This window comes from Sagittula sp. SSi028 (assembly GCF_048553715.1).
In the GTDB taxonomy this organism is placed as follows: Bacteria; Pseudomonadota; Alphaproteobacteria; order Rhodobacterales; family Rhodobacteraceae; genus Sagittula.
Window position 1 is genome coordinate 59,809 of record NZ_JBLZNC010000003.1, and the last position, 25,073, is coordinate 84,881.

The window sequence follows — 25,073 nt, forward strand, 5'->3', positions numbered from 1 at the left end:
GTTAACACGCGCCTACCGTCGGCGCCAGCACGGTCAGGGACCGCAACAAGGAGACGTGATACATGGCGCATATCGATTACTATTTTTCGGTCATCTCGCCCTTTACCTATTTCGCGGGCACCCGCGTGGCAGAGATCGCCGCAAAGCACGGCGCGACCCTGACCTACAAACCCGTGGACATCATGTCGCTGTTTGCCCGCACGGGCGGCACGCCGCCGGGGCAGCGCCATGTGTCGCGGCAGGAATACCGCCTGCAGGAAATGGCGCGCACCTCGAAGAAGACCGGACTGCCCTATAACCCCAAACCGGCGTTTTTCCCTGCCAATGGGGCGCCTGCGTCCTATGCGGTGATCGCAGCACAGCAGGCCGGTGGCGGCGATATGCAGGCGCTGGTCTTTGGCCTGTTGCGGGCCTGTTGGATCGAGGACCGCGACGTGGCCGATGATGGCGTGATTGGCGATTGTCTCGAAGCGGCAGGGTTTGATCGCGGGCTCAAGGATTCGGGGCTTTTGGCCGGTGCCGAAACCTATACCCGCAACCTTGACGAAGCGGTCGAGGCCGGCGTCTTTGGTGCGCCCTTCCTTGTTTGCGACGATGGCGAGAAATTCTGGGGCTGCGACCGGCTGGATGATCTCGACGCGCATCTGTCGGGGGATTTGTGACCTCGGTCCATCTGCGTCACTTCGGTGAAGGAACGGTCTCCCTGCTGGCGTTGCACTGCGGGCAGGGGGTTGGCAGCATGTGGCGTGATCTGGCGCGTGGCCTGCCACAGCTGCGCGTCACGGCGCCGGATTTGCCCGGCCATGGCCGCAGCGATCCTTTCCCGGACGGCGAGGATGTACATGACGTGGCCACCGCCGCCATGCGCCCGCTGTTTGACGGGCCCATGCATCTGATCGGTCACAGTTTCGGGGCCACCGTGGCGCTGCGCCTCGCGCTGGAGACGCCGCAGCAGGTCTTGTCACTGACCTTGATCGAGCCGGTGCTTTTTGCGGCGGCTGCGGACAGCCCGCTGAAACGCGAAAAGCGTGCGGAACAAAAGCTGTTGCAGAAGACCGCGCAGCAGGGCGACTGGATGGCCTGTGCCAAGATGTTCAACGCTCGCTGGGGCGGGGCCGCGTGGGAGGATCTGCCGGAGCCAATGCAACAGGGCTTTGCGCGGCAGATGCCCTTTGTCCTGGGAACCGCCCCGACGCTGTGGGAGGATCGGGCCGGTTTGCTGGCCGAGGGACGATTGGAACAGCTGGCCGCGCCGGTGCATTTCCTGCGGGGGGCCAAGACCGATCCGATGCTGCGAGACATCCATAGCGGCCTGATGGCGCGCCTGCGCAACGCGCGCGAAACTGTGGTCGACGGGGCCGGACATATGCTGTTGTTGACCCATGGGGCCGATGTGGCCCGCGTCATGTCGCAACAGCTTTTGGCAGCGGGGCAGACCGCTTAGGTCTTGTCCTTGCGGCCCACGCGGGGTTCGGTTCCTGCCTGCAGGCGAGCGATGTTTTCCTTATGCCGCCAGAGCACCACAATGGTCAGCGCCAGCGCGGTGATCGTCAGATCGGTGCGCCCCAACAGCAGCGTCCATGGGGCGACCGACGCCACAGCCGCCAACGCCCCGACAGAGGAAATCCGCGACAGGGCAAAGGCCACAAGCCACGTCACGCAGCACAGCAAGCCGATGGGCCAAGCCAGTGCCAGCATGGTGCCCAGAAAGGTGGCCACGCCCTTGCCGCCCTTGAACCGCAGCCAGACAGGGAAGCAATGGCCGATCATGGCGGCCAGCCCTGCCAGTTGCGCGACCTCGCCTTCGCCCGCCAACCAGCGCGCCAGCAGAACCGCGACCGCGCCCTTGCCGCCGTCCAGCAGCAGGGTCGCGGCAGCCGCGGCCTTGTTTCCGGTCCGCAGCACGTTGGTCGCACCGATATTGCCAGAGCCGATGTTGCGCAGATCGCCAAGGTTCATGGCCCGCGTGACCAGGACGCCAAAGGGGATCGACCCCAGCAGGTAGCCAAACAGGGTCCAAAGCAAAGCGGTCATGGGCGGGCCTCGTCAAAAACGCGGTGGCCTGCAACCCATGTGCCCAGCACACGGCCCTGCAGGCGCGCGCCGTCAAAGGGGGTGTTCTTGGATTTGGACCGCAGTTTGAACCGGTCCAGCACGACGGGTTTGTCGGGATCGAACAGCACCAGATCCGCCGGTGCGCCCGCCGTCATACGTCCGCTGTCCAGACCCAGCAGGCGGGCCGGATTGAACGACAGCGCGCGGAACAGGCAGGGCAGGGACAGCTCTTCGGCATGATACAGCCGCAAGATCACCGGCAGCATGGTTTCCAGACCCACCGCACCCGATGCGGCCTCCTCGAACGGGAGGCGTTTGGATTCCTCGTCCTGCGGCGTGTGAAATGACCCAATCACATCGATAAGGCCGGTGCGAACCGCCTCGACGATGGCCTTGCGATCCTCTTCGGCGCGCAGCGGCGGCTTGACCTTGAAGAAGGTGCGATAGTCCGCAAGGTCCATTTCGTTCAGGGTCAGGTGGTGCATCGACGTGCCCGCCGTGATGGCAAAGCCGTTGGCCTTGGCGCGTTCCAGCGCGGGCAGGGCGCGGGCGGCGGTGATCTGGTCGGCGTGGTAGCGCACGCCCGTCATCTCGACCAAGGCAATGTCGCGGTCCAGCCCCATGCGCTCGGCCATGGGCGACACCGACGGCAGGCCGCGCAGCGACGCGAACTTGCCGCTTGTGGCCGCCGCGCCACGGGACAGGCCGGGGTCCTGCGGGTGGCCCACGATCAGCGCGCCCAGCGAGCGGGCGTAGGTCATCGCACGCGACAGCACCTTGGTGTCGGTCACCACATGGTCGCAATCGGTAAAGGCCACGGCCCCGGCATCCATCAAAAAGCCGATCTCCGTCATCTCGCGGCCCGCGCGGCCTTTGGTCAGCGCAGCCATCGGCAGCACGTTCACCCGCGCCTCGTCGCTGGCGCGACGGCGGATGAAATCAAGCTGTTCGGGCGTGTCGACTGTCTGGTCGGTGTCGGGGCGCGTGACCATCGTGGTCACACCGCCCGCCGCCGCCGCCAGCCCCGCAGAGCCAAAGGATTCCTTGTGCCGCTCGCCGGGCTCGCCCACCTTGACGCCGATGTCGACGATGCCGGGGGCCAGACATTTTCCGAGGCAATCGACCACGACCATGTCAGGGTGATCCGGCAGCGCGGCAGTGGCGTCAAAGATGCGCTCGATGCGCCCATCCACCACCAAAAGCGCGCCGGCTTGGTCAGTGTCGCCTTCGGGATCGATCAGGCGGGCATTGGTAAACAGCGTATGGGTCATGCGGGCCAGGATGTTTGGGATTTTCTTTGGTCTAAGGCAATTCGGGGCGCGGGGAAAGCGGTCACGACGCTAGAGCAGCACGGCCAAAAGGCCCGCGATCAACAACAGCGCCAAGGCGGCCAGCACCAGACCGGCGGGGCGCGTGAGGTTGCCCATCGCGCTGGCAGGCCCGCCAGAGCCTTCACCACGCGCAGCAGATGTGCGCAGACGGGCCCCCTTGGCGGCGGGGGCCTGCGCCTTGTAGCTTCCGATGTGGGTCAGGGGTTGGGCGATATGCAACGTCTGCGAGGTGTTCTCGAAGGCTTGCGGCGGCAGGATCACCACATGGCCGGTCAGCGCATCCAGCCGCGCCTTGTCACCCCCCAACGCGGCCGAGGATATGTCGTAGGCCTGCCCCAGATAATGCGACAGCCCAAGCCCTTCGAGATCGCGCAGATCGACGGTTTCCACAAAGGCCGGGCGCAGCTTCGTCGCGCCGACCGCGTATTTCAGGGGCCATTCGCCGGTGCCTGCCATGGTGGTGAACCGCTCGACGGCTTGGGGGGGCAGGTCCAGATGCAACACATGCAGCGTTGCGGTGTCAGAGCCGTTGATCGCGATTTCGGTCATGGGGCCTCAGGCGCTTGGGTGTGAATATCAGGCCGGAGCAGGCTCCGCCGTTTTGGGGCATAGGCGTCAGACAAGCACCGATTTGGGATTGGCCCGCAGGTTGCGCGCCAGCAGGTCCATCGCGGCCATGCGGACGGCCACGCCCATTTCGACCTGATCCTGAATGACGCTGCGGTTGATGTCATCGGCGATGGTGCCGTCGATCTCGACCCCGCGGTTCATCGGGCCGGGGTGCATGACGATGGCATCGGGCTTGGCATAGGACAGCTTTTCCGCATCCAGCCCGTAGCGGTGGTAATACTCGCGCTCCGACGGGATAAAGCCGCCGTCCATGCGTTCCTTTTGCAGGCGCAGCATCATCACCACATCCGCATCGCGCAGCCCTTCGCGCATGTCGTCATAGACCTCGGCGCCAAAGGCATCGATCCCCGATGGCATCAGGGTCGGCGGCCCCACCAGACGGATGCGGTTTTCCATTTTATGCAGCAGCAGCAGGTTCGACCGCGCCACGCGGCTGTGCGCCACATCGCCGCAAATCGCGATGGTCAGCCGGTGCAGGCGGCCTTTGGCGCGGCGAATGGTCAGCGCATCCAACAGGGCTTGTGTGGGGTGTTCGTGCCGCCCGTCCCCTGCGTTTAGCACCGCGCAATGCACCTTTTGGGCCAACAGGTCGACCGCGCCGGAATGCGGATGGCGCACCACCAGCAGGTCCGGGTGCATCGCGTTCAGCGTCAGCGCGGTGTCGATCAGGGTTTCGCCCTTCTTGATGCTGCTGGCCTGCATGGCCATGTTCATCACGTCTGCGCCCAGCCGTTTGCCTGCCAGCTCAAAGCTGGCTTGCGTGCGGGTGGAGTTTTCAAAGAACATGTTGATTTGTGTCAGCCCCGCCAGCGCCTGCGCATGTTTGTCACGGCCCCGATTGAAGGTGACGTATTGTTCCGCAAGATCGAGAATGGTGGTGATCTCGTCGGGGCGCAGGGGTTCGATCCCCAGAAGGTGGCGATGGTCGAAGCGCATGGTCATCCCTGATGTGGTTGCCCCGTGTTTACGAAGCACACGCCCGCCCCGCAAGGGTGCGCTTGCCCGTCCACGGCTGCGCGGAAAATGCGGTTTGGGCCTCGGCGGGTGATTTTCCTTTGCGCGGCGGGGGTCTAAGGTGGCTTTCATGGAATCGGCACTGGATTGGCACGCCGCGCGCGCGGCACTGGAATGGCAGATGGAAATGGGCGTGGCAGAGGTGCTCTGCGATGCTCCCGTTGACCGTTTCGCGTTGGAAGACGCCGCCAAGGAGGCGCGCGCCGCCAAAAAGCGTGCCGGAACCGGGGCCGCAGGGCAGGCCGCCCCCGCGCTGGAGCCGCAGATCGACCCCGTGGCCGAGGCGCAGGCCGCCGCCGCCGCTGCCGGAACCTTGTCCTCGCTGCAGGCCGCCATGGCCGCCTTCGAGCTGTGCGAGCTGAAACGTGGCGCGCGCAATCTGGTGTTTGGCGAGGGGGCCGCGCACCCCAAGGTGATGGTCGTGGGCGAAGCGCCCGACCGGGATGAGGACCGCTCTGGCAAACCGTTTGTCGAGGCGTCGGGCACATTGATGGACAAGATGCTGGCCGCCATCGGGCTGAGCCGCGCGGAAAACGCCTATCTGACCACGGTGCTGCCATGGCGTCCGCCGCAGGGGCGTGACCCGCGCCCCGAAGACATCGCCATGATGAAGCCGTTTCTGGAGCGCCATATCGCGCTGGTGGATCCTGCGGTGGTCATTGTCATGGGCAACACCGCCTGCCAGTCGCTGCTGGGCAAACGCGGCATCACCCGTCTGCGCGGCCAGTGGACTGACATCGGCGGCAAACCTGCTTTGCCGATGATGCATCCGCAGGCCCTGATGCGCCAACCGGCCCTGAAGCGAGAGGCATGGGCCGATCTGTTGTCGGTCAAGGCCCGCCTGAAGGAGCTGTCATGATCGTCGATCCCGTCATGCTACTGGCCTTTCTGCCTGCGGGGCTTGCACTGAATATCACGCCCGGCCCGGATATGCTGTTCTGCATGGCCCAAGGGCTGCGGGGCGGGGCACGCTGCGGCTGGGCGGCCTCCGCCGGCGTGTCTGCGGGCGGGATCGTCCATGTGGTTCTGGCAGGGCTGGGGCTGGGGGCACTGGTCGCCGCCCTGCCGGGGGCATTCGACGTGATCCGCTGGGCTGGAGCGGCCTATCTGGCGTGGATTGCGGTGCGCACTTTACGCACGCCGTTGGCCGGAGTGGATGCGCCCCCCTTGGGTGCGCGCGATGCGGCGCGTCAGGGCTTTGTGGTCAACCTCACCAATCCGAAATTCATCTTGTTCGTCCTGGCCTTTGTGCCGCAATTCGTGGACCCGTCGCGCGCGGTTCTGCCGCAATTCCTGATCTTCGGGTCGATGATGGCGCTGGGTGGTCTTGTGGTGAACGGGCTTGTGGGCCAATTCGCGGGCCGTTTGCGCGCACATCTTCAGGGGGGAACCCGCACGGAACGTGGCCTGCGCTATTTTTGCGCCACGCTGTTTGGCGGTCTGGCCTTGCGGTTGGCCCTATGACAAAGCGGCACCTGTGTTGGCTGATGGCTTTGTGGCCGCTTGGCGCGCAGGCGGGGGCGATCGACTATCCCGCGCTGTTTGACACCCATGCCGACAAGATCACCGAGGGCGGGACCCGCGACGGGTCAGACATCGACGTGCTGAAAATGCCCGAAGGCATCGAGCTTTACCGCTACACCGATCCCGACGGGGCGACCCGCTATGACGGGATGGACGTCAGCGGGCGTGGCGCCGTCGGGTGCCTGTATGATCTGTATTTCGAACTCAACGCCTTGGCCAAAAGCTGTCGCTGGACGCCATCGCCGCATGACGCACGCGTGTTGGAACAGCGCTTGCGCCGCATCACCCGCTTTGTGATGGCAAACGCGCAGCCCGCCTTGGACCCGGCAGAGGTCGACGCCCATCTGGCCGCGCAACTGGAGCAGTGGCGCGAGACGGGCGGGGCCGAGGCCTGCACAGACCCCGATCACGGCATTCAGGGTTTTGCGGGGGCCCTGGCCTCTGACGCCTTCGAGGGGGTGCTTGACTTCGCGCTGGCGGTGCCAAGATTACCGGTAGACAATCCCTGCCTCTAAGACCGCCGCGCAATCGCCGCCGCAATGAAAGGCCCATGACGCATGTCGCGCATTGACGAAACACAGCAATTTATCCCCGTCCGCATCGCCATCCTGACCGTCAGCGACACGCGCGGGCTGCAGGATGACCGCTCGGGCGATACTTTGGTGGCGCGTCTGACCGAGGCGGGGCACAGCTTGGCCGACCGTGCGATCCTGCGCGATGACCGCGCGGCAATCGCCGACCAGTTGCGGCTCTGGATCGCGCGCGACGATGTGGATGTGGTGATTTCCACCGGCGGCACCGGTCTGACCGGCCGCGATGTCACGGTCGAGGCCCATCGCGACGTCTACGAGAAAGAGATCGACGCCTTCGGCACCGTCTTTACCATGGTGTCCTTCCAGAAAATCGGCACCTCTGCGGTGCAAAGCCGCGCCACAGGCGGTGTCGCAGGCGGCACCTATCTGTTTGCGCTGCCCGGCTCCACCGGTGCGTGCAAGGACGCCTGGGATGAAATTTTGCGCTGGCAGCTCGATTACCGGCACCGGCCTTGTAACTTTGTCGAGATTTTACCGCGTCTTGATGAACATCAACGACGCAAATGACCCAATGCGGCGTATAAGCCGTATATAGCTATGTGAATTGGCCCGCTGATGTGGGCGGGGCGCGCCTTTGCACCCCAAACAGGAGTAGAGCCATGCGCTTTTTCCGCAAAAGCCTGACGGGGCTGTTTTTGTTTGGCTTGACGCTGGGCCTGTTGGCTTGGGCGGGGATCATGGTGCGCGATGCGGTGCAGGCGCGGATGAACGAGGAACCCAACCGCAGGCCCGCCCGCGAACGCGTGTTTACCGTCAACACCATCACCGTCACGCCCGAGACCATCACGCCGGTTCTGTCCGTTTTTGGCGAGGTGCAAAGCGCCCGCACGCTGGAATTGCGCGCCGCCGCCGGTGGGCCGCTGCGCGAACTCGACCCCGCTTTTGTCGAGGGCGGGCGCGTCACCCAAGGCCAGCTTTTGGGGCGCATTGATCCGGCAGATGCGCAGGCGGCGCTGGACCGTGTGGAAAGCGATCTGTTGGATGCGCAGGCCGAAGGGCGCGAGGCCGCCCGCGCCATCGACATTGCCCGCGATGAACTTGCCGCCGCCGAGGATCAGGTGATGTTGCGCGAACAGGCTTTGCAGCGGGCGCGCGATCTTTTGGGCCGCCGCGTGGGCACCGAGGCTTCGGTCGAGACCGCCGAGCTGGCGCTGTCTTCGGCCCGCGCGGCGGTGTTGAGCGAACGGCAGGCGCTGGCCACCGCCGAGGCGCGCATTGATCAGGCCCGCACCGCGCAGCGCCGCGCCGAAATCGCCCGCGAAGAGGCCGAGCGCCGCCTTGCGGATACCGAAATTCGCGCGGCCTTTGACGGGGTGCTGACGGATGTCACCGTGGTCTCCGGACGTTTGGTTTCGGCGAACGAACAGCTTGCCCAACTGGTCGATCCCAGCGCGCTGGAGGTGGCCTTTCGCGTGTCCACGGGGCAATACGCGCGGCTTCTGGACGGGGCGGGCGATCTGCGCCGCGCGCCGGTCGAGGTGGTGATGCAAAGCTATGATGCGCAATTGACCACCACGGGCCAGATCTCGCGCGAGAGCGCATCTGTGGGCGAGGGGCAGACCGGCCGGTTGCTGTTTGCCACGCTGGACGCGCCGCGCGGGTTCAAACCGGGCGATTTCGTCACCGTCCGCATTCAGGAGCCTGCCTTGGACAATGTCGCGCGACTGCCCGCGACCGCGCTGGGCGCGGACGGGGCGGTTCTGGCCTTGGGGGCAGAGGATCGTCTGGAACTGGTCGATGTGACGCTGGAGCGGCGTCAGGGCGATGACATTCTGGTGCGCGCGCCGCGCCTGACGGGGCGGCAGGTGGTGGCCGAACGCACGCCGCTTTTGGGGGCGGGGATCAAGGTTCAGCCCTTTGTGCCCGAGGGCGGCGAAGCCTCTGCCGAGCCGGAGCTGCTGGAACTGTCCACGGAACGTCGCGCAGCCCTTGTCGCCTTCGTTCAGTCGAACACCCGCATGCCGGAGGCGGCCAAAACCCGCGTTCTGGCGCAATTGCAACAAGACCGCGTGCCCGCTGATGTGGTGGCGCGTCTCGAAGGGCGCATGGGCGGCTGACCGCCGCGCCGCCCGCATCAGGAGGGGACAGCATGTCGCGTGAATTGCCCAAATCCGCCAGCGGTCTGTTCGCCTATTTCACGCGCCACCCGACGCTGGCGAACCTGATCCTTGTGATCCTTCTGGCGGCGGGTCTGATGGCCGTGCCGAACATGCGGGCGCAGTTCTTTCCCGATACGGTCAGCGACGAAATCGACGTATCGGTGCAATGGGATGGCGCGGGTGCCGAGGATGTGGATGCCGCCATTGTCCAGCTTCTCGAACCGGCCTTGTTGTCCGTCGAAGGTGTGGCCGCATCGACGGCGCAATCGCGCGAAGGGCGCGCCAGCATCGAATTGGAATTCGACCCCGGTTGGGACATGGGTCGCGCGGCGGATGATGTGCAACAGGCGGTGGACGGCATCACAGGCCTGCCGGATGAGGCCGAGGCGCCCACCGTGTCGCGCGGGGGGTGGCGGGACCGCGTCACGGATGTGGTGGTCACGGGGCCTGTGGGCGTTGACCAGCTGGCGCGCTTTGCCGATGAGTTTGTGGTCCGCCTGTTTGCCGAAGGTGTCACCCGCACCACGATCCGTGGCATTGCCGCGCCGCAAATCGTGGTCGAGGTTACCTCTGCCAGCCTGATCGAACATGACATCACCATGGCCGATATCGCCGATGCCATCGCCGCCGAGGTTGACGCCGATCCCGCAGGCGATGTGGACGGCGCGGGGGCACGCGTGCGCACAGGCATCGAGAAACGCAGCGCCGAGGACGTGGCGGGCATTTCGCTGCGCGCTTTGGCCGACGGGACCAAGCTGACGGTGGGCGATGTCGCCCGCGTCCGGTCCGAGGGCGTGGACCGCGCCCGCAGCTATTTTGTCGGGGACAATCCGGCCATCTCGGTTCGCGTCGACCGCTCGGATCGTGGCGATGCCATCGCCATTCAGGCGCAGGTCGAAGAGGTGGCCGCCGCCTATGCCGCAACCCTGCCCGAAGGGGTCAGCATCGATCTGATCCGTACGCGGTCGGAGGCAATCACCGGCCGTCTGAACATCCTGCTCGACAACGCGTCAATGGGTTTGGTTCTGGTGGTGGGGCTGTTGTTCTTGTTCCTGAACACGCGCACGGCCTTTTGGGTGGCGCTGGGCATTCCGACCGCGCTGTTGGCGGCGATTGCGCTGATGTATCTGGGCGGTTTGACGATCAACATGATCTCGCTGTTTGCCTTGATCATCACGTTGGGGATCGTGGTCGATGACGCCATCGTCGTCGGAGAGCATGCAGACCATCTGTCCCGCAACGGCCACGGCCCGTTCGAGGCCGCAGAGCGCGCGGCGCAGCGTATGGCCATGCCGGTGTTTTCCGCCACGCTGACCACCGTGATCGCCTTTTTCGGACTGGTGGCGATCGGCGGGCGGTTTGGCGATCTGATTTCTGATATTCCCTTTACCGTGATCATGGTGCTGCTGGCCTCGCTTGTGGAATGCTTCCTGATCCTGCCGAACCACATGGCCTATGCGCTGAAACCGCGTGCCTCGGGCGGCTACAGACCGTGGCGTGCGGTGCTGGGCCTGCTGGCAGAGGCGCTGGTGGCGCTGATTGCGCTGGGGTTGATCGTGTTGGCTGTGATGTCGCTGCCTGCGGTGCTGGTTGCGATCTCGGGCCTGTTTGCTCAGGCACCCGACGCGCTGACAGGGCTACAGGCACAGGCCGTGGCGCTCCGGCAGACAATCATTGCGCAGGGGTGGATTGGCGGCGTGGTGGCATGGGCGGCGATGGTAGCGCTTCTGGCGCTGCGTCTGGCCCGCCAGCCTGCACAGGCACGACAGGCCAAACTGCGCGGCCTGTCCGACAATGGCATCGACAGTGCCTCCAAACTGGTGAACCGGGGCTTTCGCTGGGTGCGCGAGACGCTGTTTCGCCCGTTGATGGCACTGGTGATCCGCGCCCGTTACGTGGTGCTGTCGGCATCCGTTGTCGCACTCAGCGGCATCGTGGTGTTTTTCATCTCAGGCGAGGTGCAGTGGCGGTTTTTCAACGCGCCGGAACGGGCATCCGTGACCGGTAATTTCGCCATGGTCCCCGGCGCAACCCGCGCAGATACGCTGGCGCAGTTGCGGCTGTTGCAACAAACCACCGAGGATCTCGCCGCCGAATACGAAGACCGCTACGGACGCAATCCGCTGGCCTATGTGATCGCGGAAATCGGCGGCAATTCCGGCCCGTCGCTGGCAGGGGCCGATACAAAGGATCCCGACCAGCTTGGCGCGATTTCCATCGAATTGATCGAGGCCGACTTGCGCCCCTATTCCTCCTTTGCCTTTGTCGGAGATCTGCAGGAGCGCGCAGGCCGGCATCCGCAGGTGGAGACGATCTCGTTTCGGGGCTGGCGGTCGGGGCCGGGGGGCGATGCGCTGGATGTGCAGTTCTCTGGTGCCTCGTCCGAGGTGCTCAAGGCTGCCGCCGAAGACCTGAAAGCCGCCGTCGCCCAATTCCCCGAGGTCTCCGCCGTCGAGGATAACCTGTCCTACGACAAATCCGAGATGATCCTAGAGCTGACCCCGCAGGGGCAGGCGCTGGGCTTTGACATTGACGGGCTGGGCTCTGCCCTGCGCAACCGTCTGGGCGGGATCGAGGCGGCGACCTTCCCGGTTGGCCCACGGTCGGCCGAGATCCGGGTCGAGCTGCCGGACAGCGAACTGACCGCTGATTTCCTTGAACGCACCCTGCTGCGCACGCCGCAGGGGGAATATGTGCCGCTGGCCGATATTGTGCGGGTTGAGCAACGCTCGGGCTTTAGCACGGTGCGGCGCGAGAACGGAGTGCGGCTGATTTCCGTGACCGGCGATATCTCCGAAGACGATCCCGCCCGTGCCACCGAAATCATGCAACAGCTCGAAGACGATATCCTGCCCCGCATCGCAGACAGCCGTCAGGTGGCCTATCGCATGGCGGGGCTGTCGGAACAGGAAGATGCGTTCTTGTCGGATGCGGGCTTTGGTCTGGGGATGGTGCTGCTGGGCATTTATCTGGTGCTGGCTTGGGTCTTTGCCAGTTGGGCGCGCCCCTTGGTGGTTATGGCGATCATTCCCTTCGGGCTGGTGGGGGCGATCTACGGGCATTGGCTGTGGGATGTGCCCGCGAGCATGTTCACGGTCGTGGGTCTGCTGGGCATGACCGGCATCATCATCAACGATTCCATCGTTCTGGTCACACAGATCGACAGCCATGCACAGGAGCGCGGCATCCTGCCTGCGATCATCGACGGGGCCTGTGACCGTTTGCGCGCGGTGTTTCTGACCACAGCCACCACGGTGCTGGGTCTGGCACCGCTGTTGTACGAGGGATCGGCCGATGCGCAGTTTCTCAAACCCACGGTGATCACGTTGGTTTACGGGTTGGGCTTTGGCATGGTGCTGGTTTTGCTGGTGGTGCCGTCTTTGGTGGCGGTGCAGCATGACGTGTCGGTGGCATGGGCCAGCCTCAAACGCGGCTGGCGGTTCCGTGCGCTGGGCGTGCGGCTGGCGCTGAGCGGTGCGGCGGCGCTGACGCTGGCATGGCTGGCGGCCACACTGGGCCATGTGGCCATCACTGGCGGGCTGCCTGCGCTACTTGGCGGCGGCGGGGCAGGGGCCGCGCTGGGCCTGTTTGTGGCCGGGATCGCGGTCTTGTCGCTGGGGATGTATCTGGGGGCGGGGCTGGTGTTGCTGGCGCGGCGTCGCACCGCCTGAGCGTCAGCGACAGCCGGTGATTTCCACCGGCACGGCACCGCCCAATACGGTCAGCGTCATGGTCGACCGGTCCAGCGCAAACCCCGCCGAAGACGTGTGCATCACGCGGGTGCGCGCCACGAGACGTCCGTTTTCCAAAGACGTTTTGGGCTCCGCCACCCACAGCGCGGGGTCGGCGAATTCGATCACCGTATCCTCGCGGCCCGTGGCCTGCGGCAGCTGCGCTGAGACTGTCAGACCGATGCCACGATCCGCAGCCGAGACCGAACAGGTCACATCTGTTGCGCCCACGTCTTCGCCCGTAAAGGGCAGGTCCGCCAGCGCTGCGGCGATCCGCGCATCGGGGGCGCGGGTGGACGCGGGCAGATCGGCGCGGATATGCAGCCGCTCCGGCAGGCAGACATCCTTGCACACGCCGATGTCCACTGTGGCATTGATCCGCGCGTCGCGCTGCGCCTGCGCCAGATCGACACGCAGCGGCAGGATCACCTCTTGGGTGTATCCGACCGACCGCATACCGGATTGCCAGAACACTTCGGGGCTGGGCCATGCCACATCCACCGCACGCAGATTGCGCGACCCCGCCCAGTCAAAGGCGGGGGGGATGCCCGCATCGCCGGGGCTGCGCCAATAGGTCTTCCAACCGGGCGCAAGCTCCAGCCGCAGACCGGCCATGTGGTCGCCGTTCTCCATCCGCCAGCCGGGCAGGACCGTGGCACGGATCACACCGTCGAAATCATCGGCAAGGGCGGCCACAGGGGCCACGGCACACAGCAGGGCGGTCAAAAGTCGTTTCATGCCCCTGAGATGGGACGAATCCTGCTGAAATGGAAGTCACCTTGCGGTGAGACCCTTGTCAGCGGGGCCGCAATGGCCACGTTCTTGCACAAGCGCTGCGCAGCGCGCATGGTGGGGCAAGCGCAACAAGAGGCAGTCATGGCAGACGATACCGCAGCGGACGCAACAAATCTGACAGGGCATTTCCTGATTGCCATGCCGGGCATGGGCGATCCGCGATTCGAGCTGAGCGTGGTGTTCATCTGCGACCATTCCGCCGAAGGGTCGATGGGGCTGATCATCAACAAACCGGCGCAGGACGTGGACATGGGCGCGCTTCTGACGCAGCTCGACATCGAAAACACCGCCGGTCTGGGGCAGCGTCCCGTGCGCTATGGCGGGCCGGTCGAGATGGGGCGCGGCTTTGTGCTGCATTCGCCCGATTACCGGTCGGTCGTCACCACGCTGGAGGTCACGCCAGAGCTGCGCATGACCGCAACGCTGGACATCCTAGAGGACCTCGGTCGCGGCGAGGGGCCGCGCAAATGGCTGATGATGTTGGGCTATTCCGGCTGGGGGCCGGGCCAGCTGGAAGAAGAGCTGACCCAGAACGCTTGGCTGACCTGTCAGGCCACGCCTGAGATGATCTTTGAGCTTGAAGACGAGGCCAAGTGGGAGGCGGCACTGGAAACACTGGGCGTCAGCCCGATGATGCTGTCGTCAGAGGGCGGGCGCGCCTGATCGTCTAACGGTCCGCTGCGGCGCGGCTCAGCCGGTCGTTGATCGCAACGCCAAGGCCGAGGTGCGGAATGGGCGAGACCGCGATATGCGCAGCCCCTGTGGCATCCAGTCGGTGCAGGTATTCAAACAGGTTGGATGCGGCCTCTGTCAGGTCTTCGGCGTCCGACAGGTTCAGATCGCAATCGACGGGGCCAAAGCCCAGTCGCGCCTCGCCCGCCGCGAATTCCACCGCATTCAGACGCACCTGCGCCTTGGGGGCGTAGTGGCTGCGGGTCTGGCCGGGGGCGGTGATGCCGTCGGTGGCGTGCCGCTCGGCCACGCTGCGGCCCAGCACCTGCGCCAAGGCCTCGCGCGTGACGCCACCGGGGCGCAGCAGGGTCGGACGCCCCGCAAGGCCCAGAATGGTGGATTCCAGCCCAACCGTGCAGGGACCGCCCATCACAACGCCATCGATGCGTCCTGACAGCCCTTCAAGGACATGGGCGGCGCGGGTCGGGCTGATCTGGCCGGACCGGTTGGCCGAAGGGGCCGCCACCGGCACAGCGGCGCGGGCCAGCAGATCGCGCGCCAGCGGGGCGGCGGGCACCCGCACTGCCAGCGTGTCCAGTCCGGCGGTCACCAGTTTGGAGATGCCTGCGCCCTCGCGCAGCGGCAACACCAGCGTCAGCGGGCCGGGCCAGAAGGCTTCGGCCAGCGCCTCAGCCTCGTCCGACCACATGACCAGCGCCTTGGCGGCGGCCACATCGGCCACATGCACGATCAACGGATTGAACGACGGGCGCTGCTTGGCCTCATAGATGCGGGCCACGGCGGAATCGCTGCGCGCATCGGCCCCCAGCCCGTAGACGGTCTCTGTCGGGAAGGCGATCAGATGGCCGTTGCGCAGATGCTCTGCGGCGCTGTCCAGCCCGTCTGGGGAGGAAGAAAACTGCTCTGTCATACAGTGACCTCAGGGACCTTTTGCCGTGACGTGGCGTTTCGGTAGACGCCACGGTGGGGCAGCCTACGCTTGCGATACCGGACCGCTTGCTACTAGGTAGGAGCGGGCTTGCCAAGTCGGAGGAGTATTTCGCATGACCTATCGCGCACCCCTAAGCGATTTTTCCCGCATTCTGAAGAATGTCGTAGGCTACGACCGCGTGTCGGCCACCGAGATGTTCCAAGAGGCCTCCTTTGACACGGTCGAGGCAGTGCTGGGCGAAGCGGCAAAGATGTGCGACGAGGTCATGGCCCCGCTGCAACGCAACGGCGATCTCTATCCGGCGGTTCTGGAAAACGGTGTGGTGCGCACCTCCAAAGGGTTTGCCGAAGGGTACAAGGCGATCGCCGAAGGCGGCTGGATCGCGTCCTCTGCAGATCCTGAAAACGGCGGCATGGGCCTGCCGATGGTGGTCACCACCTGCGTGAATGACATGATGTCGGGGGCCTGCCTTGCGCTGCAGTTGAACCCGCTGATGACCCAAGGTCAGATCGAGGCGCTGGAACATCACGCCTCTGACGCGATTAAGCAAACCTACCTGCCCAAGCTGGTGACCGGCGAATGGCAGGGCACCATGAACCTGACAGAGCCGCAGGCGGGGTCGGACGTGGGTGCGCTGACCTCCAAGGCGGAGCCGCTGGATGACGGCAGCTATGCGATCACCGGCCAGAAGATCTATATCTCTTGGGGCGACAACGACTTTACCGGCAATGTCTGCCATCTGGTTCTGGCGCGCCTGCCCGACGCGGTGCCCGGCACAAAGGGGATTTCGCTGTTTATCGTGCCCAAGTTCATTCCCGACGAAAACGGCGAGCCGGGCACGCGCAACGACCTGCGTGTGGTCAGCCTTGAACACAAGATGGGCCTGCATGGCTCGCCCACCTGTGTCATGAGCTATGAGGGCGCCAAGGGCTGGCTTGTGGGGGAACCCAACGACGGCATGCGCGCCATGTTCACCATGATGAACAACGCCCGTCTTGGCGTGGCAGTGCAGGGTGTCGGCGTCGCCGAAGGCGCCTATCAGCACGCGCTGGCCTACGCCAATGAGCGCAAACAGGGCCGGTCCGAGACCGGCACCATTCTGGGCCACGCGGACGTGCGCCGCATGCTGGCCGAGATGAAGGCCGATGTCTTTGCCTCGCGTGCGATTTCTCTTGCGCTGGCGGTGGCTCTGGACATGGGGCGCGCCACGGATGAGGCGGCATGGAAAGCCCGCGCAGGTGTTCTGACGCCCATCGCCAAGGCCTTTGGCACGGACACCGGCATTGATGTGGCGTCCAAGGGCATTCAGGTGCACGGCGGCATGGGCTTTGTCGAGGAAACCGGCGCGGCGCAATATCTGCGCGACGTGCGTGTGACCGCGATCTACGAAGGCACCAACGGCATTCAGGCCATGGACCTTGTGGGCCGCAAACTGATGGACGGCGGCGAGGCGATCTTTGCCCTGCTCGATGAGATCGAAGCCTATGCCGAGGCCCGCAAGGCCGAGCTTCCCGATCTGGCCGATGCGGTCTGGCAGGCGTCCGAGACGCTGCGCGAAACCACCGAGGCGCTGCTGGCGATGGATACGGCCGACCGCTTTGGCGGCGCGGTGCCGTACCTGCGCGCCTTTGCCCGTGTGCTGGGCGGTGATGCGCATCTGCGCGCGGCCTGCGCCGAGCCCGGTGGCGAGGTCGAGCGTCTTGCACGGTTCTACATTTCGCGGCTGCTGCCCGAACACACCGGCCTGTGTGCGCAAGCGCGGGCGGGCGATCTGATCCCGGCGGAGGATTTCGCCGCGTGATGGACGGCACCCGCGCGCCTATCCGGACCCCTTTCGACACGCCGCCCGACACCGGCGCGGCGGTCGAGGTGGCCGAGGGCGTGCTGTGGATGCGCTTGCCGCTTCCGCTGAAGCTGGATCATGTGAATGTCTATGCGCTGGATGACGGCGATGGCTGGACCATCGTCGACACCGGCATGGCCTCGACCAAGGCGCGCGCCGTCTGGCAGGCGCTTTTGGACGGGCCGCTGGCGGGCAAACCCGTCACCCGCGTTTTCGTAACCCATCATCATCCCGATCATGTGGGCCTCGCCGGTTGGTTTCAGGAGAACGGCGCAGAGCTGGTCTGTTCACGCACCGCATGGCTGCTGGCGCGGATGTTGCAGCAGGACCCCCATGACACGCCCCCGCCGGAGGTGGTCGCTTACTGGCGCGCCGCCGGAATGGAACAACGGCTGATCGACGCCCGCATGTCCGAGCCGCCCTATATGTTTCGCGCCACTGTCGCGCCCATGCCCTACGGGCACAAACGGCTCAAACAGGGGGACTGCTTTGTGGCGGGCGGGCGCACGTGGGACGTGCACGAGGGCGGCGGCCACGCGCCCGAACAGCTGACCCTGTGGTCACGCGATTGCAATCTGGTGATCGCCGGTGACCAGATCCTGCCGTCGATCTCGCCCAATCTGGGGGCCTATGCCACAGAGCCAGAGGCCGATCCCGTTGCAGACTGGATCGAAAGCTGCACGCGGTTGGCGCAGATCGCGCGCGACGACCACCTCGCACTGGGCGGGCATAAACTGCCGTTCACTGGCGTCCCCCTACGCTTGCAGCAGATGATTTCCAACCATCACCACGCGCTCGACCGGCTGGAGGCGCATCTGGCCACGCCTTCTGTGGCGACAGAGTGTTTTACTCCGCTGTTCAAACGGCGCATCGGGGATGCGGAATACGGGCTCGCCATGGTCGAGGCGATGGCCCATTGCCTGCATCTGTGGCACGCAGGCCGCGTCACCCGCGAGATCACCACCGATGGTAGATGGCGCTTTGCCGCCTGCGCCGGTTGACGCATTGCCGCGTCCCTGCTTTCTCTGACTTCCACATGATCCAGCAACAGGCCAGCCCCATGGACGACACGATTTCCACTTCTGCCGAAGCCTTTGAGGCCAGCGCCCTGCCGCGTCGTTGCGACACCCATACCGAGGACGCGCCCGCCCCGCAGGATCTGCCCGAATCGATGACCAAAACTCCGGTTGATCAGAAAAGCCCCGCCCGCTGGGCCTATGAGCGACTGGCGTTGTACATCCAGAACTTCGAGGAACAGCTCGACGCCGAGCACGAGATCGCCATGGGCTACGCCGGCAGCGACGCCGGTGTTTTGCGCATCGAAGGCATCGGTTATTTTGATCCCGACATCGTCACCTTTTACGGATCTGACCCGTCGGGGGCGAAAATGCAGCTGATTCAGCATGTCTCGCAACTGTCGGTGGTGCTGCGCGCCTTGCCCAAACAGCCCGAACGCGAAGCGCCCCGGCGCATCGGTTTCTCGCTGGTCTCGCAGATCGATCCGGCCTGAGACAGTCAGCCGCGACATTTGAGTCATTTTCTCGCGGTGACAGCGCTGAATTTATCCTTTATCTGTCTGCGTCGACACGCAGAACACCTTAGCGAAAGGGACGGACATGGCCGAAGAGCACAAGCACGGCACAATGGACATCACGGTTCAGGAAAAGACCTTTGACGGTTTCATGAACTTCACCATGAAAACCTGCATGGTGATTCTTGCAATCGTCGTCTTTATGGCGATTTTCACCACCTGATCTGACAGGTGCCGCCCCGTGGCGGGACGATATCCAAGCGCAGGCCCGGGATCACTTGAATGTGACCTGGGCCTTGTGCATGGCTCTGACACAATGTCTGTGACGCGGATGTCCCATGGGGGCGGCGCGACAACAAAGAACGGTGGGATATGACGATACGTTTTGCGGGCCTTCGGGCAGGAATGGCGCTGTTGGCGCTGATGGTGATGGGGGCCTGTGCCGGTGGGCAGATGTCTGGCCCGAATGCCACCCCCGAGGCTGCGGCACAGGCCGCCTACCGCTCGTCCGAGCCGCCGTCGATCACGCTTTATACGATGATCAACAACCGCACCAACAACGGTGCGCATACCTCGATCATGGTGAATGCCCCGTCGCAGCGGGTGGTCTTTGATCCTGCCGGGTCTGTCCGCTTCCAAGGCGTGCCAGAGGTGAACGATGTGCTCTACGGCATCACTCCGGCGGTCGAACAGGCCTATGAAAGCGCGCACGCCCGGTCGACCTATCGGGTCAAGATCCAGCGCGTGCAGGTCGCGCCGGAGGTGGCCGAACAGGCGCTGCGTCTGGTGCAGGCCAACGGCTCTGTCGCGCCAGCCGCCTGCACCACGGCCACGTCCAAGATCCTGCGCCAGCTGCCGGGGTTCCAATCGCTGCCACAGGCGCTGTTCCCCGACAAGCTGATGGAAGCGTTTGCCGAACTGCCCGGCGTGCAGGAACGCGAGCTGCGCGAGACCGACGAGGATGACAAAGACCTCGCCGTGCAGCGGATCGAAATGGCGTGGGAAGAAGAGGGGCGTTACAGCAACAACTGATCACCCGATCAGCCAGCCGCCCCCCAACATCACGACAATCCCGGTGCCAAGAGCCGCATACAGGTTCTTGGTCAACACCGCCGCGGCCAGTGCCAGCGCCGCAGCGCTCAGCCGCAGCGGGTCCGTCTGCCCGCCGGTCGCAGCAGGCCAGACCACCAGCGGGGCAATCAGCGCAGGGATCACCGCCACGGCGGTGTAGCGCAGATGCCGCAGCACCCATTCGGGCAGCGGCCGGTCGCCCACCAGCCCCAGAAACACAAACCGCAGCCCGAAAGAGCCAAGCCCAAGCAGGACGATAATCGTCCAGAGTTCAGTGCGGTCAATCATGGCTGTGCCTCCGGCGGGGTGGTGCGGCGTTCAAATTCGGCTCCGGCGACCATGCCCATCACCGCCGCCGTGATCAGGCCAAGGTTGAACGGCAAAAACGCAAAGACCAGCGCCGCTGTGGCGCCGACGATGGCCGCAACCCGATGGGCGCCGGTGCGCAGGCTTGGCCCCAGCATCGCGATAAAGGTCAGCGGCAGCGCAAAATCCAAGCCCAGCGTATCAGGCACCGTGCCCCCGACCCAGGCCCCCAGCCATGTGAAGAGATACCAGAACGGGCAGATCGGCAGCATCACCCCGATGAAAAAGGCGAACTTCTGCGCGGGCGTTTGCTGCGGGTGTTTCTCGTAATCCAGCATCGCCGCGGCATAGGTCTGATCGACGAGGAAATAGGCGGTCATCACGCGTTTCCACAGCGGCAGCCCGCCCAGATGTGGCGTGATGGATGCGGAATACATCGCCATCCGCAGGTTCACCGCCAGCGCCGACAGCAAGATCACCACCGTGGGCGTGTTTTCCTGCAGCAGTTGCAAGGCGGTAAACTGCGCCGCACCGGCAATCACCACCACGGAAAAGCTGAGGGTTTCAAACACGCTCAGACCCGCTTCGGTGGCAAGCACGCCAAACAGCATCGCGAAGGGAATGATCACAAACAGAAACGGCAGCCCGTCCCTTAGCCCCCGCCGGAAGCTTGACATCGCGTTGTGCTGGGGCATGGTCTGACCTCCGAAGTTTCGGATATGACGTAGCGGGGGACCACGGCAGATGCAATCGCATGACAGCGGCACGGATTATATCATCGCCCCGAACCCGCAGGCGGCGCGGCTGACCCGCGGGGTGCAGGGCTTCGACCAGACCGGCGCGCCGGTGCAGATCAACGTGGTCGAGGAACGCCCCCTGACCATCTATCTCAACGGTCAGGAGATCGTCACCGCCATGACCATCGGGGATTATCCCGAATATCTGGGCCTCGGGTTTCTGAAAAATCAGGGGATGCTGCGCGTGGGCGAGACCGTGACCGGCGTCGATTACGACGAAGAGCTAGAGGTGGTCGTGGTCCGCACCGATGGGCAGACCAATTACGAAGAAAAGCTGAAGAAAAAGACACGCACCTCCGGCTGCGCGGTGGGCACGGTCTTTGGCGACATGATGGAGGGGCTCGAGGGGCTGACGCTCCCCGCCACGCCTGTGCGCACCTCTTGGCTGTATGCCTTGGCGCATAAGATCAACACCACACCGTCGCTCTATCTCGAGGCGGGGGCGATCCACGGGTCAGTGCTGTGTCAGGGCGACCGCCCGCTGGTTTACATGGAGGACGTCGGCCGCCACAACGCCGTCGACAAGATCGCGGGCTGGATGGTGGCCAATGACGTCTCCGGCGACGACAAGATCATGTACACCACGGGGCGGCTGACCTCGGAAATGGTGATCAAATGCGCGCTGATGGGGGTGCCTGTACTGGTGTCGCGCTCGGGGTTTACCGCATGGGGCGTCGACATCGCGCAACAGGTCGGGCTGACCTGCATCGGGCGGATGCGCGGGCGGCGGTTCACCTGCCTGTCCGGAGCCGAGCGGCTGGACTGGGACGTTGATCCCGCCAGCGTCGCCGAAGAAGATCGCAAACATCGCCGCAAAAGCGCGGCGCAGGAAGGATAAAGTATGAAAGCTCCGGTTGGGGTGATCCTCGCAGGGGGGCAGGCAACCCGCATGGGCGGCGGCGACAAGGGCATGCTGACCTTGGGCGGGCAAAGCCTGATGGATCGGGTGATCGAACGGATCTCGCCGCAGGTGTCCGATTTGTGCCTGAACGCCAATGGCGATGCGGCGCGCTTTGATCTGGGCCTGCCAGTGGTGGCCGACAGCATCCCCGGTTTCGCCGGACCTCTGGCGGGCGTTCTGGCGGGCATGGACTGGGCGGCGGAGCAGGGGGCAGACACCGTGGTCAGCGTGGCCGCCGACACGCCGTTTCTGCCCTGTGATCTGGTGCCCGTGCTGCAGCTTGCGTCCGAGGGGCAGGCACACCCGCTGGTTCTGGCCGCCACCCGGGGGGAGACCGTGACACGCTCCGCCAAGGGGGGGCTGGTGCGGCACCCGACCTTTGGCCTTTGGCCTGTCGCCCTGCGTGATGATCTGCGCGCAGCGCTCAGAGATGGTCTGAAAAAGGTCGTGCTCTGGACCGAAGGCCACGGCGGACGCGAGGCGGTCTTTCCCGATGAGGCCGCGTTCTTTAACGTCAACACGCCCGAGGATCTGCAACAGGCCGAGGCGATGCTATGAAGATCTTTGGCGTCACGGGGTGGAAAAACGCGGGCAAGACAGGGCTGATGGAACGGCTGGTGGCCGAGATCACCGCACGCGGGTTCACGGTCAGCACCGTCAAACACGCGCATCACAGCTTTGACGTGGACCAGCCGGGGCGTGACAGCTACCGCCACCGCGCAGCAGGCGCGCAGGAGGTGGTTCTGGCCTCGCCCAAGCGGGTGGCGGTCATGACCGAACTGCGCGGCGCGTCCGAGCCTGCGCTGGCGGATCTTTTGTCGCGCCTCGCCCCCTGCGATCTGGTCCTGATCGAGGGCTACAAACGCGAACCCCACCCCAAGATCGAATGTTGGCGCAGGGAAGCGGGGCATGAGTTGATCCAGCCGGGCGATCCCAGCATCCTAGCGGTAGCGGCGGATTGCGCGCTGGATGTGTCGGTGCCGGTTCTCGACCTCGACGACACCGCAGCCATCGCCGATTTCGTGTTGGCACAGGTCGGGTTGTGAGCACATTCGACCGCGTGATCGTGGTCGACTGGTCGGGGGGCAACGATCGGGGGCCGCAGCCGAAAAAGGACGCGATCTGGGTCGGCGAGGCAGGCCTGCCCGCCCGCTACTGTCGCAACCGCCAAGTGGCCGAGGCCTATATCGCCGAGCGGATCGGCGCCGCCGTCGCCGCAGGTGACCGCGTGCTGATCGGCTTCGACTTTGCCTTTGGCCTGCCCGCAGGGGCGGCGCAGGCGATCTGTGGCGGCGATACGCTGGCGCTGTGGGACTGGCTGGAACAGCGCATCACTGACAGTCCCAAATGCAACAACCGCTTTGATGTGGCGGCGGGGATCAATCAGGGCTTTGACGGGTGGGGGCCCTTTTGGGGCAACCTGCTGAAGCGTGACATCGACGGGTTGCCGCGCACCAAGGCGGGCTATCGCAACCCCTTTGCCGACCGCCGCCTGTGTGACGCGCAGGCCAAGGGCAGCTTTCCGGTGTGGCAATTGGCGGGGGCGGGGTCTGTGGGCAGCCAGACCCTGATGGGCTTGCCGACACTGGCGCGGCTCAAGCGGCGTTTCGGCGCGGCGGTCTGGCCGTTCGAGCCTTGGGCGCAGGCGCAGGTGGTACTGGCCGAGGTCTGGCCCGGGCTGATCGACCCTGCGGTCAAGGCCCGTAGCGGCATCCGCGACGCGCTGCAGGTGACGCTGTTGGCCGAGGCGCTAAACCGGCTTTCGCCTGACCGGATGGCCGCTATGCTGGAGGTCGACATCCCCGCCGGCCACCACGACGAAGGCTGGATTCTGGGGCTTGGACACGAACGGGAACTGTTGGACGCCATGGTCTTGAAACCGCCACCGCTGAAGAATGATTGTTTCGCCCTGCCGCCGGGGGTGGACTGGACGCCGGTGGACGCGGCGCTGGAGCTTTTGGCCACGCGACTGACCTGTGTTGTGGGCACGCAAGAGGTCGCCTTGGCCGAGGCATGTGGGCGTGTGCTGGCACATGATGTGGTCGCCAAACGCAGCAACCCGCCGCAGCCCAATACGGCGGTGGATGGATACGGGTTTGCGGCCGCGTCGGTCGGTGACGGCGACATCACGCTGCCCTTGGTGGCGGGCCGGTCTGCCGCAGGCGCACCGTTTGACGGTGTGGTGCCTGAGGGGCATGCCTGTCGTGTGCTCACAGGGGCGGCCCTGCCCGAGGGGGTGGATACGGTGGTTCTGGACGAGGACTGCGCCACCAACGGCCGCGAGGTGGCCTTTCGCGGGCCGGTGCGTGCGGGCGCCAATACCCGCCGCGCGGGCGAGGATCTGAGCGCGGGAGACACTGCGCTGACGGCGGGCCGTGTCCTGACACCTGCGGATCTGGCGCTGGCCTCTGTGGTGGGGGTGGACCGCGTGACGGTGCGGCTGCCGCTGCGGGTCGGTGTTCTGTCCACCGGTGACGAGATCGTAGAGCCCGGGGACACCGCCGGGCCGGGCCAGATTTTCGACGCCAACCGGCCAATGCTGTTGTCGGTGATTGCGCGTCTCGGCCATGTTGCGGTGGATCTGGGGCGCGTGGGGGATAATCGCGCGGATTTGCGGGCGCGGCTGGATGGCGCGCGCGAGGTCGCGGATGTGGTCCTGACCTCTGGCGGGGCGTCTGCTGGTGATGAGGATCACGTCTCGGCCCTGCTGCGCGACAGCGGGGCGCTGGCGGAGTGGCGCATCGCGCTTAAGCCCGGACGCCCCCTCGCGCTAGGGATGTGGGACGGCATGCCGGTCTTTGGTCTGCCCGGCAACCCGGTGGCGGCCTTTGTCTGCACGCTGGTTTTCGCGCGCCCTGCGATGGGGCTGATGGCCGGGCAGGGGTGGCAGGCCCCGCAGGGGTTCGACGTGCCCGCGGGCTTCGCCAAGCGCAAGAAGGCGGGACGGCGCGAGTATCTGCGCGCCCGCATCCGCAATGGTCAGGCGGAGGTGTTCAAATCCGAAGGCTCGGGGCGGGTGTCGTCGCTCAGCTGGGCCGAAGGGTTGGTGGAGCTGCCGGACGCGGCGGCGGAGGTCGCCCGGGGAGATCCCGTGCGCTACATCCCCTTTGGCAGTTTCGGACTTTAGGCCCGATTTATACGGTGTCGGCTGCGCCGACACAGGTTTGCCCCCCGTGACGGGGGGCGTGTTGCCTCCGGCGGAGGTATTTGTCCAAGGAAAAGACCAGG

At 65.3% G+C, this 25,073-nt stretch carries 26 protein-coding genes; 18 read left to right on the forward strand and 8 right to left on the reverse strand.

Going from position 1 to position 25,073, the window contains the following annotated elements; translation table 11 throughout:
- The first annotated feature begins 62 nt into the window (after positions 1-62).
- Both ACN5AZ_RS06450 and ACN5AZ_RS06455 read left to right on the forward strand, forming a co-directional pair.
- Positions 63-662 carry a 2-hydroxychromene-2-carboxylate isomerase gene (locus tag ACN5AZ_RS06450; protein WP_419428043.1) on the forward strand — a complete coding sequence of 200 codons (600 nt, stop codon included), beginning with the start codon at positions 63-65 and terminating at the stop codon, positions 660-662.
- Positions 659-1,444: an alpha/beta fold hydrolase gene (locus ACN5AZ_RS06455; RefSeq protein WP_419428044.1), complete on the forward strand. Its 786-nt coding sequence runs from the start codon at positions 659-661 to the stop codon at positions 1,442-1,444. The genes ACN5AZ_RS06450 and ACN5AZ_RS06455 overlap by 4 nt, the downstream gene beginning before the upstream one ends.
- On the opposite strand, the gene plsY is transcribed toward ACN5AZ_RS06455, so the two are convergent.
- The 4 genes from plsY to ACN5AZ_RS06475 all read right to left on the reverse strand — a co-directional run bounded on the left by plsY (position 1,441) and on the right by ACN5AZ_RS06475 (position 4,952).
- A complete protein-coding gene (gene plsY / locus ACN5AZ_RS06460) occupies positions 1,441-2,034 on the reverse strand; it encodes a glycerol-3-phosphate 1-O-acyltransferase PlsY (protein WP_419428045.1) in 594 nt (197 codons plus the stop codon). The genes ACN5AZ_RS06455 and plsY overlap by 4 nt on opposite strands.
- On the reverse strand, positions 2,031-3,326 hold the full coding sequence (gene pyrC, locus ACN5AZ_RS06465; RefSeq protein WP_419428046.1) for a dihydroorotase: 1,296 nt from the start codon (positions 3,324-3,326) through the stop codon (positions 2,031-2,033). The genes plsY and pyrC overlap by 4 nt, the downstream gene beginning before the upstream one ends.
- 69 nt (positions 3,327-3,395) lie before the next feature.
- A complete protein-coding gene (locus ACN5AZ_RS06470; protein ID WP_419428047.1) occupies positions 3,396-3,935 on the reverse strand; it encodes an aspartate carbamoyltransferase catalytic subunit in 540 nt (179 codons plus the stop codon).
- A gap of 66 nt (positions 3,936-4,001) precedes the next feature.
- Positions 4,002-4,952, reverse strand: a complete 951-nt coding sequence (locus tag ACN5AZ_RS06475) for an aspartate carbamoyltransferase catalytic subunit (protein ID WP_419428048.1) — start codon at positions 4,950-4,952, stop codon at positions 4,002-4,004.
- A gap of 148 nt (positions 4,953-5,100) precedes the next feature.
- Between ACN5AZ_RS06475 and ACN5AZ_RS06480 the strand changes: the two genes are divergently transcribed.
- From ACN5AZ_RS06480 to ACN5AZ_RS06505, 6 genes are all read left to right on the forward strand, one after another.
- Positions 5,101-5,889: a uracil-DNA glycosylase gene (locus ACN5AZ_RS06480; RefSeq protein WP_419428049.1), complete on the forward strand. Its 789-nt coding sequence runs from the start codon at positions 5,101-5,103 to the stop codon at positions 5,887-5,889.
- Positions 5,886-6,494 (forward strand): LysE family translocator, encoded by a 609-nt coding sequence (locus tag ACN5AZ_RS06485; protein WP_419428050.1) that lies wholly within the window; start codon positions 5,886-5,888, stop codon positions 6,492-6,494. Before ACN5AZ_RS06480 ends, ACN5AZ_RS06485 begins: the two co-directional genes overlap by 4 nt.
- A 23-nt stretch (positions 6,495-6,517) precedes the next feature.
- Entirely contained in the window at positions 6,518-7,069 is a 552-nt protein-coding gene (locus ACN5AZ_RS06490) for a hypothetical protein (RefSeq protein ID WP_419428051.1), read from the forward strand.
- A 42-nt stretch (positions 7,070-7,111) separates the two neighbouring features.
- Positions 7,112-7,654, forward strand: coding sequence for a molybdenum cofactor biosynthesis protein B (gene moaB, locus ACN5AZ_RS06495; protein WP_419428052.1), 543 nt, complete (start codon positions 7,112-7,114; stop codon positions 7,652-7,654).
- A gap of 92 nt (positions 7,655-7,746) precedes the next feature.
- The gene (locus ACN5AZ_RS06500) at positions 7,747-9,204 is read left to right on the forward strand and encodes an efflux RND transporter periplasmic adaptor subunit (RefSeq protein WP_419428053.1); all 1,458 of its coding nucleotides are present in this window, start codon (positions 7,747-7,749) and stop codon (positions 9,202-9,204) included.
- Positions 9,205-9,236: 32 nt separating this feature from the next.
- A complete protein-coding gene (locus ACN5AZ_RS06505; RefSeq protein WP_419428054.1) occupies positions 9,237-12,917 on the forward strand; it encodes an efflux RND transporter permease subunit in 3,681 nt (1,226 codons plus the stop codon).
- Between the two features lie 3 nt (positions 12,918-12,920).
- Here the strand turns inward: ACN5AZ_RS06505 and ACN5AZ_RS06510 are convergent, their stop codons facing one another.
- Positions 12,921-13,715, reverse strand: coding sequence for a protein-disulfide reductase DsbD domain-containing protein (locus tag ACN5AZ_RS06510; RefSeq protein WP_419428055.1), 795 nt, complete (start codon positions 13,713-13,715; stop codon positions 12,921-12,923).
- Positions 13,716-13,853: 138 nt separating this feature from the next.
- Here ACN5AZ_RS06510 and ACN5AZ_RS06515 point away from each other — a divergent pair, with 138 nt between their 5' ends.
- Positions 13,854-14,435 (forward strand): YqgE/AlgH family protein, encoded by a 582-nt coding sequence (locus ACN5AZ_RS06515; protein ID WP_419428056.1) that lies wholly within the window; start codon positions 13,854-13,856, stop codon positions 14,433-14,435.
- Positions 14,436-14,439: 4 nt separating this feature from the next.
- Here ACN5AZ_RS06515 and ACN5AZ_RS06520 read toward each other — a convergent pair whose 3' ends face one another.
- On the reverse strand, positions 14,440-15,375 hold the full coding sequence (locus tag ACN5AZ_RS06520) for an L-threonylcarbamoyladenylate synthase (protein ID WP_419428057.1): 936 nt from the start codon (positions 15,373-15,375) through the stop codon (positions 14,440-14,442).
- A gap of 133 nt (positions 15,376-15,508) precedes the next feature.
- On the opposite strand from ACN5AZ_RS06520, the gene ACN5AZ_RS06525 reads away from it, so the two are divergent.
- The 5 genes from ACN5AZ_RS06525 (at position 15,509) to ACN5AZ_RS06545 (ending at position 19,802) form a co-directional block, all read left to right on the forward strand.
- Complete coding sequence (locus tag ACN5AZ_RS06525; RefSeq protein ID WP_419428058.1) at positions 15,509-17,197, forward strand: acyl-CoA dehydrogenase; 1,689 nt, start codon at positions 15,509-15,511, stop codon at positions 17,195-17,197.
- On the forward strand, positions 17,197-18,240 hold the full coding sequence (locus ACN5AZ_RS06530; protein WP_419428454.1) for an MBL fold metallo-hydrolase: 1,044 nt from the start codon (positions 17,197-17,199) through the stop codon (positions 18,238-18,240). The genes ACN5AZ_RS06525 and ACN5AZ_RS06530 overlap by 1 nt, the downstream gene beginning before the upstream one ends.
- A gap of 59 nt (positions 18,241-18,299) precedes the next feature.
- Entirely contained in the window at positions 18,300-18,749 is a 450-nt protein-coding gene (locus ACN5AZ_RS06535; RefSeq protein ID WP_419428455.1) for a DUF6173 family protein, read from the forward strand.
- Between the two features lie 106 nt (positions 18,750-18,855).
- The gene (locus ACN5AZ_RS06540) at positions 18,856-18,993 is read left to right on the forward strand and encodes an aa3-type cytochrome c oxidase subunit IV (RefSeq protein ID WP_419428059.1); all 138 of its coding nucleotides are present in this window, start codon (positions 18,856-18,858) and stop codon (positions 18,991-18,993) included.
- A 149-nt stretch (positions 18,994-19,142) separates the two neighbouring features.
- Complete coding sequence (locus tag ACN5AZ_RS06545) at positions 19,143-19,802, forward strand: hypothetical protein (RefSeq protein ID WP_419428060.1); 660 nt, start codon at positions 19,143-19,145, stop codon at positions 19,800-19,802.
- On the opposite strand, the gene ACN5AZ_RS06550 is transcribed toward ACN5AZ_RS06545, so the two are convergent.
- Together ACN5AZ_RS06550 and ACN5AZ_RS06555 are read right to left on the reverse strand one after the other, a co-directional pair.
- A complete protein-coding gene (locus ACN5AZ_RS06550; RefSeq protein ID WP_419428061.1) occupies positions 19,803-20,129 on the reverse strand; it encodes an AzlD domain-containing protein in 327 nt (108 codons plus the stop codon).
- On the reverse strand, positions 20,126-20,842 hold the full coding sequence (locus ACN5AZ_RS06555; protein WP_419428062.1) for an AzlC family ABC transporter permease: 717 nt from the start codon (positions 20,840-20,842) through the stop codon (positions 20,126-20,128). The genes ACN5AZ_RS06550 and ACN5AZ_RS06555 overlap by 4 nt, the downstream gene beginning before the upstream one ends.
- A gap of 49 nt (positions 20,843-20,891) precedes the next feature.
- Here ACN5AZ_RS06555 and ACN5AZ_RS06560 point away from each other — a divergent pair, with 49 nt between their 5' ends.
- From ACN5AZ_RS06560 to glp, 4 genes are read left to right on the forward strand one after another with little or no spacing between them, the layout of a single operon-like run.
- On the forward strand, positions 20,892-21,782 hold the full coding sequence (locus ACN5AZ_RS06560; protein WP_419428063.1) for a formate dehydrogenase accessory sulfurtransferase FdhD: 891 nt from the start codon (positions 20,892-20,894) through the stop codon (positions 21,780-21,782).
- Between the two features lie 3 nt (positions 21,783-21,785).
- Complete coding sequence (mobA, locus tag ACN5AZ_RS06565) at positions 21,786-22,403, forward strand: molybdenum cofactor guanylyltransferase MobA (protein WP_419428064.1); 618 nt, start codon at positions 21,786-21,788, stop codon at positions 22,401-22,403.
- Positions 22,400-22,891: a molybdopterin-guanine dinucleotide biosynthesis protein B gene (gene mobB, locus ACN5AZ_RS06570; RefSeq protein ID WP_419428065.1), complete on the forward strand. Its 492-nt coding sequence runs from the start codon at positions 22,400-22,402 to the stop codon at positions 22,889-22,891. The genes mobA and mobB overlap by 4 nt, the downstream gene beginning before the upstream one ends.
- The gene (gene glp / locus ACN5AZ_RS06575) at positions 22,888-24,972 is read left to right on the forward strand and encodes a gephyrin-like molybdotransferase Glp (protein ID WP_419428066.1); all 2,085 of its coding nucleotides are present in this window, start codon (positions 22,888-22,890) and stop codon (positions 24,970-24,972) included. Before mobB ends, glp begins: the two co-directional genes overlap by 4 nt.
- Positions 24,973-25,073 lie beyond the last annotated feature (101 nt).

What these genes read in the sequence shown, in the direction of transcription:
- ACN5AZ_RS06470 (WP_419428047.1), bottom strand. Translation starts at nt 3,935, where the DNA reads ATGACCGAAATCGCGATCAACGGCTCTGACACCGCAACGCTGCATGTG.
- ACN5AZ_RS06555 (WP_419428062.1), bottom strand. Translation starts at nt 20,842, where the DNA reads ATGCCCCAGCACAACGCGATGTCAAGCTTCCGGCGGGGGCTAAGGGAC.
- ACN5AZ_RS06525 (WP_419428058.1), top strand. Translation starts at nt 15,509, where the DNA reads ATGACCTATCGCGCACCCCTAAGCGATTTTTCCCGCATTCTGAAGAAT.
- ACN5AZ_RS06505 (WP_419428054.1), top strand. Translation starts at nt 9,237, where the DNA reads ATGTCGCGTGAATTGCCCAAATCCGCCAGCGGTCTGTTCGCCTATTTC.
- ACN5AZ_RS06515 (WP_419428056.1), top strand. Translation starts at nt 13,854, where the DNA reads ATGGCAGACGATACCGCAGCGGACGCAACAAATCTGACAGGGCATTTC.
- ACN5AZ_RS06535 (WP_419428455.1), top strand. Translation starts at nt 18,300, where the DNA reads ATGGACGACACGATTTCCACTTCTGCCGAAGCCTTTGAGGCCAGCGCC.
- mobB (WP_419428065.1), top strand. Translation starts at nt 22,400, where the DNA reads ATGAAGATCTTTGGCGTCACGGGGTGGAAAAACGCGGGCAAGACAGGG.
- plsY (WP_419428045.1), bottom strand. Translation starts at nt 2,034, where the DNA reads ATGACCGCTTTGCTTTGGACCCTGTTTGGCTACCTGCTGGGGTCGATC.
- mobA (WP_419428064.1), top strand. Translation starts at nt 21,786, where the DNA reads ATGAAAGCTCCGGTTGGGGTGATCCTCGCAGGGGGGCAGGCAACCCGC.
- ACN5AZ_RS06480 (WP_419428049.1), top strand. Translation starts at nt 5,101, where the DNA reads ATGGAATCGGCACTGGATTGGCACGCCGCGCGCGCGGCACTGGAATGG.
- ACN5AZ_RS06475 (WP_419428048.1), bottom strand. Translation starts at nt 4,952, where the DNA reads ATGCGCTTCGACCATCGCCACCTTCTGGGGATCGAACCCCTGCGCCCC.
- ACN5AZ_RS06450 (WP_419428043.1), top strand. Translation starts at nt 63, where the DNA reads ATGGCGCATATCGATTACTATTTTTCGGTCATCTCGCCCTTTACCTAT.
- ACN5AZ_RS06510 (WP_419428055.1), bottom strand. Translation starts at nt 13,715, where the DNA reads ATGAAACGACTTTTGACCGCCCTGCTGTGTGCCGTGGCCCCTGTGGCC.
- ACN5AZ_RS06485 (WP_419428050.1), top strand. Translation starts at nt 5,886, where the DNA reads ATGATCGTCGATCCCGTCATGCTACTGGCCTTTCTGCCTGCGGGGCTT.
- pyrC (WP_419428046.1), bottom strand. Translation starts at nt 3,326, where the DNA reads ATGACCCATACGCTGTTTACCAATGCCCGCCTGATCGATCCCGAAGGC.
- ACN5AZ_RS06500 (WP_419428053.1), top strand. Translation starts at nt 7,747, where the DNA reads ATGCGCTTTTTCCGCAAAAGCCTGACGGGGCTGTTTTTGTTTGGCTTG.
- ACN5AZ_RS06550 (WP_419428061.1), bottom strand. Translation starts at nt 20,129, where the DNA reads ATGATTGACCGCACTGAACTCTGGACGATTATCGTCCTGCTTGGGCTT.
- ACN5AZ_RS06520 (WP_419428057.1), bottom strand. Translation starts at nt 15,375, where the DNA reads ATGACAGAGCAGTTTTCTTCCTCCCCAGACGGGCTGGACAGCGCCGCA.
- ACN5AZ_RS06560 (WP_419428063.1), top strand. Translation starts at nt 20,892, where the DNA reads ATGCAATCGCATGACAGCGGCACGGATTATATCATCGCCCCGAACCCG.
- ACN5AZ_RS06540 (WP_419428059.1), top strand. Translation starts at nt 18,856, where the DNA reads ATGGCCGAAGAGCACAAGCACGGCACAATGGACATCACGGTTCAGGAA.
- moaB (WP_419428052.1), top strand. Translation starts at nt 7,112, where the DNA reads ATGTCGCGCATTGACGAAACACAGCAATTTATCCCCGTCCGCATCGCC.
- ACN5AZ_RS06530 (WP_419428454.1), top strand. Translation starts at nt 17,197, where the DNA reads ATGGACGGCACCCGCGCGCCTATCCGGACCCCTTTCGACACGCCGCCC.
- ACN5AZ_RS06490 (WP_419428051.1), top strand. Translation starts at nt 6,518, where the DNA reads ATGGCTTTGTGGCCGCTTGGCGCGCAGGCGGGGGCGATCGACTATCCC.
- ACN5AZ_RS06545 (WP_419428060.1), top strand. Translation starts at nt 19,143, where the DNA reads ATGACGATACGTTTTGCGGGCCTTCGGGCAGGAATGGCGCTGTTGGCG.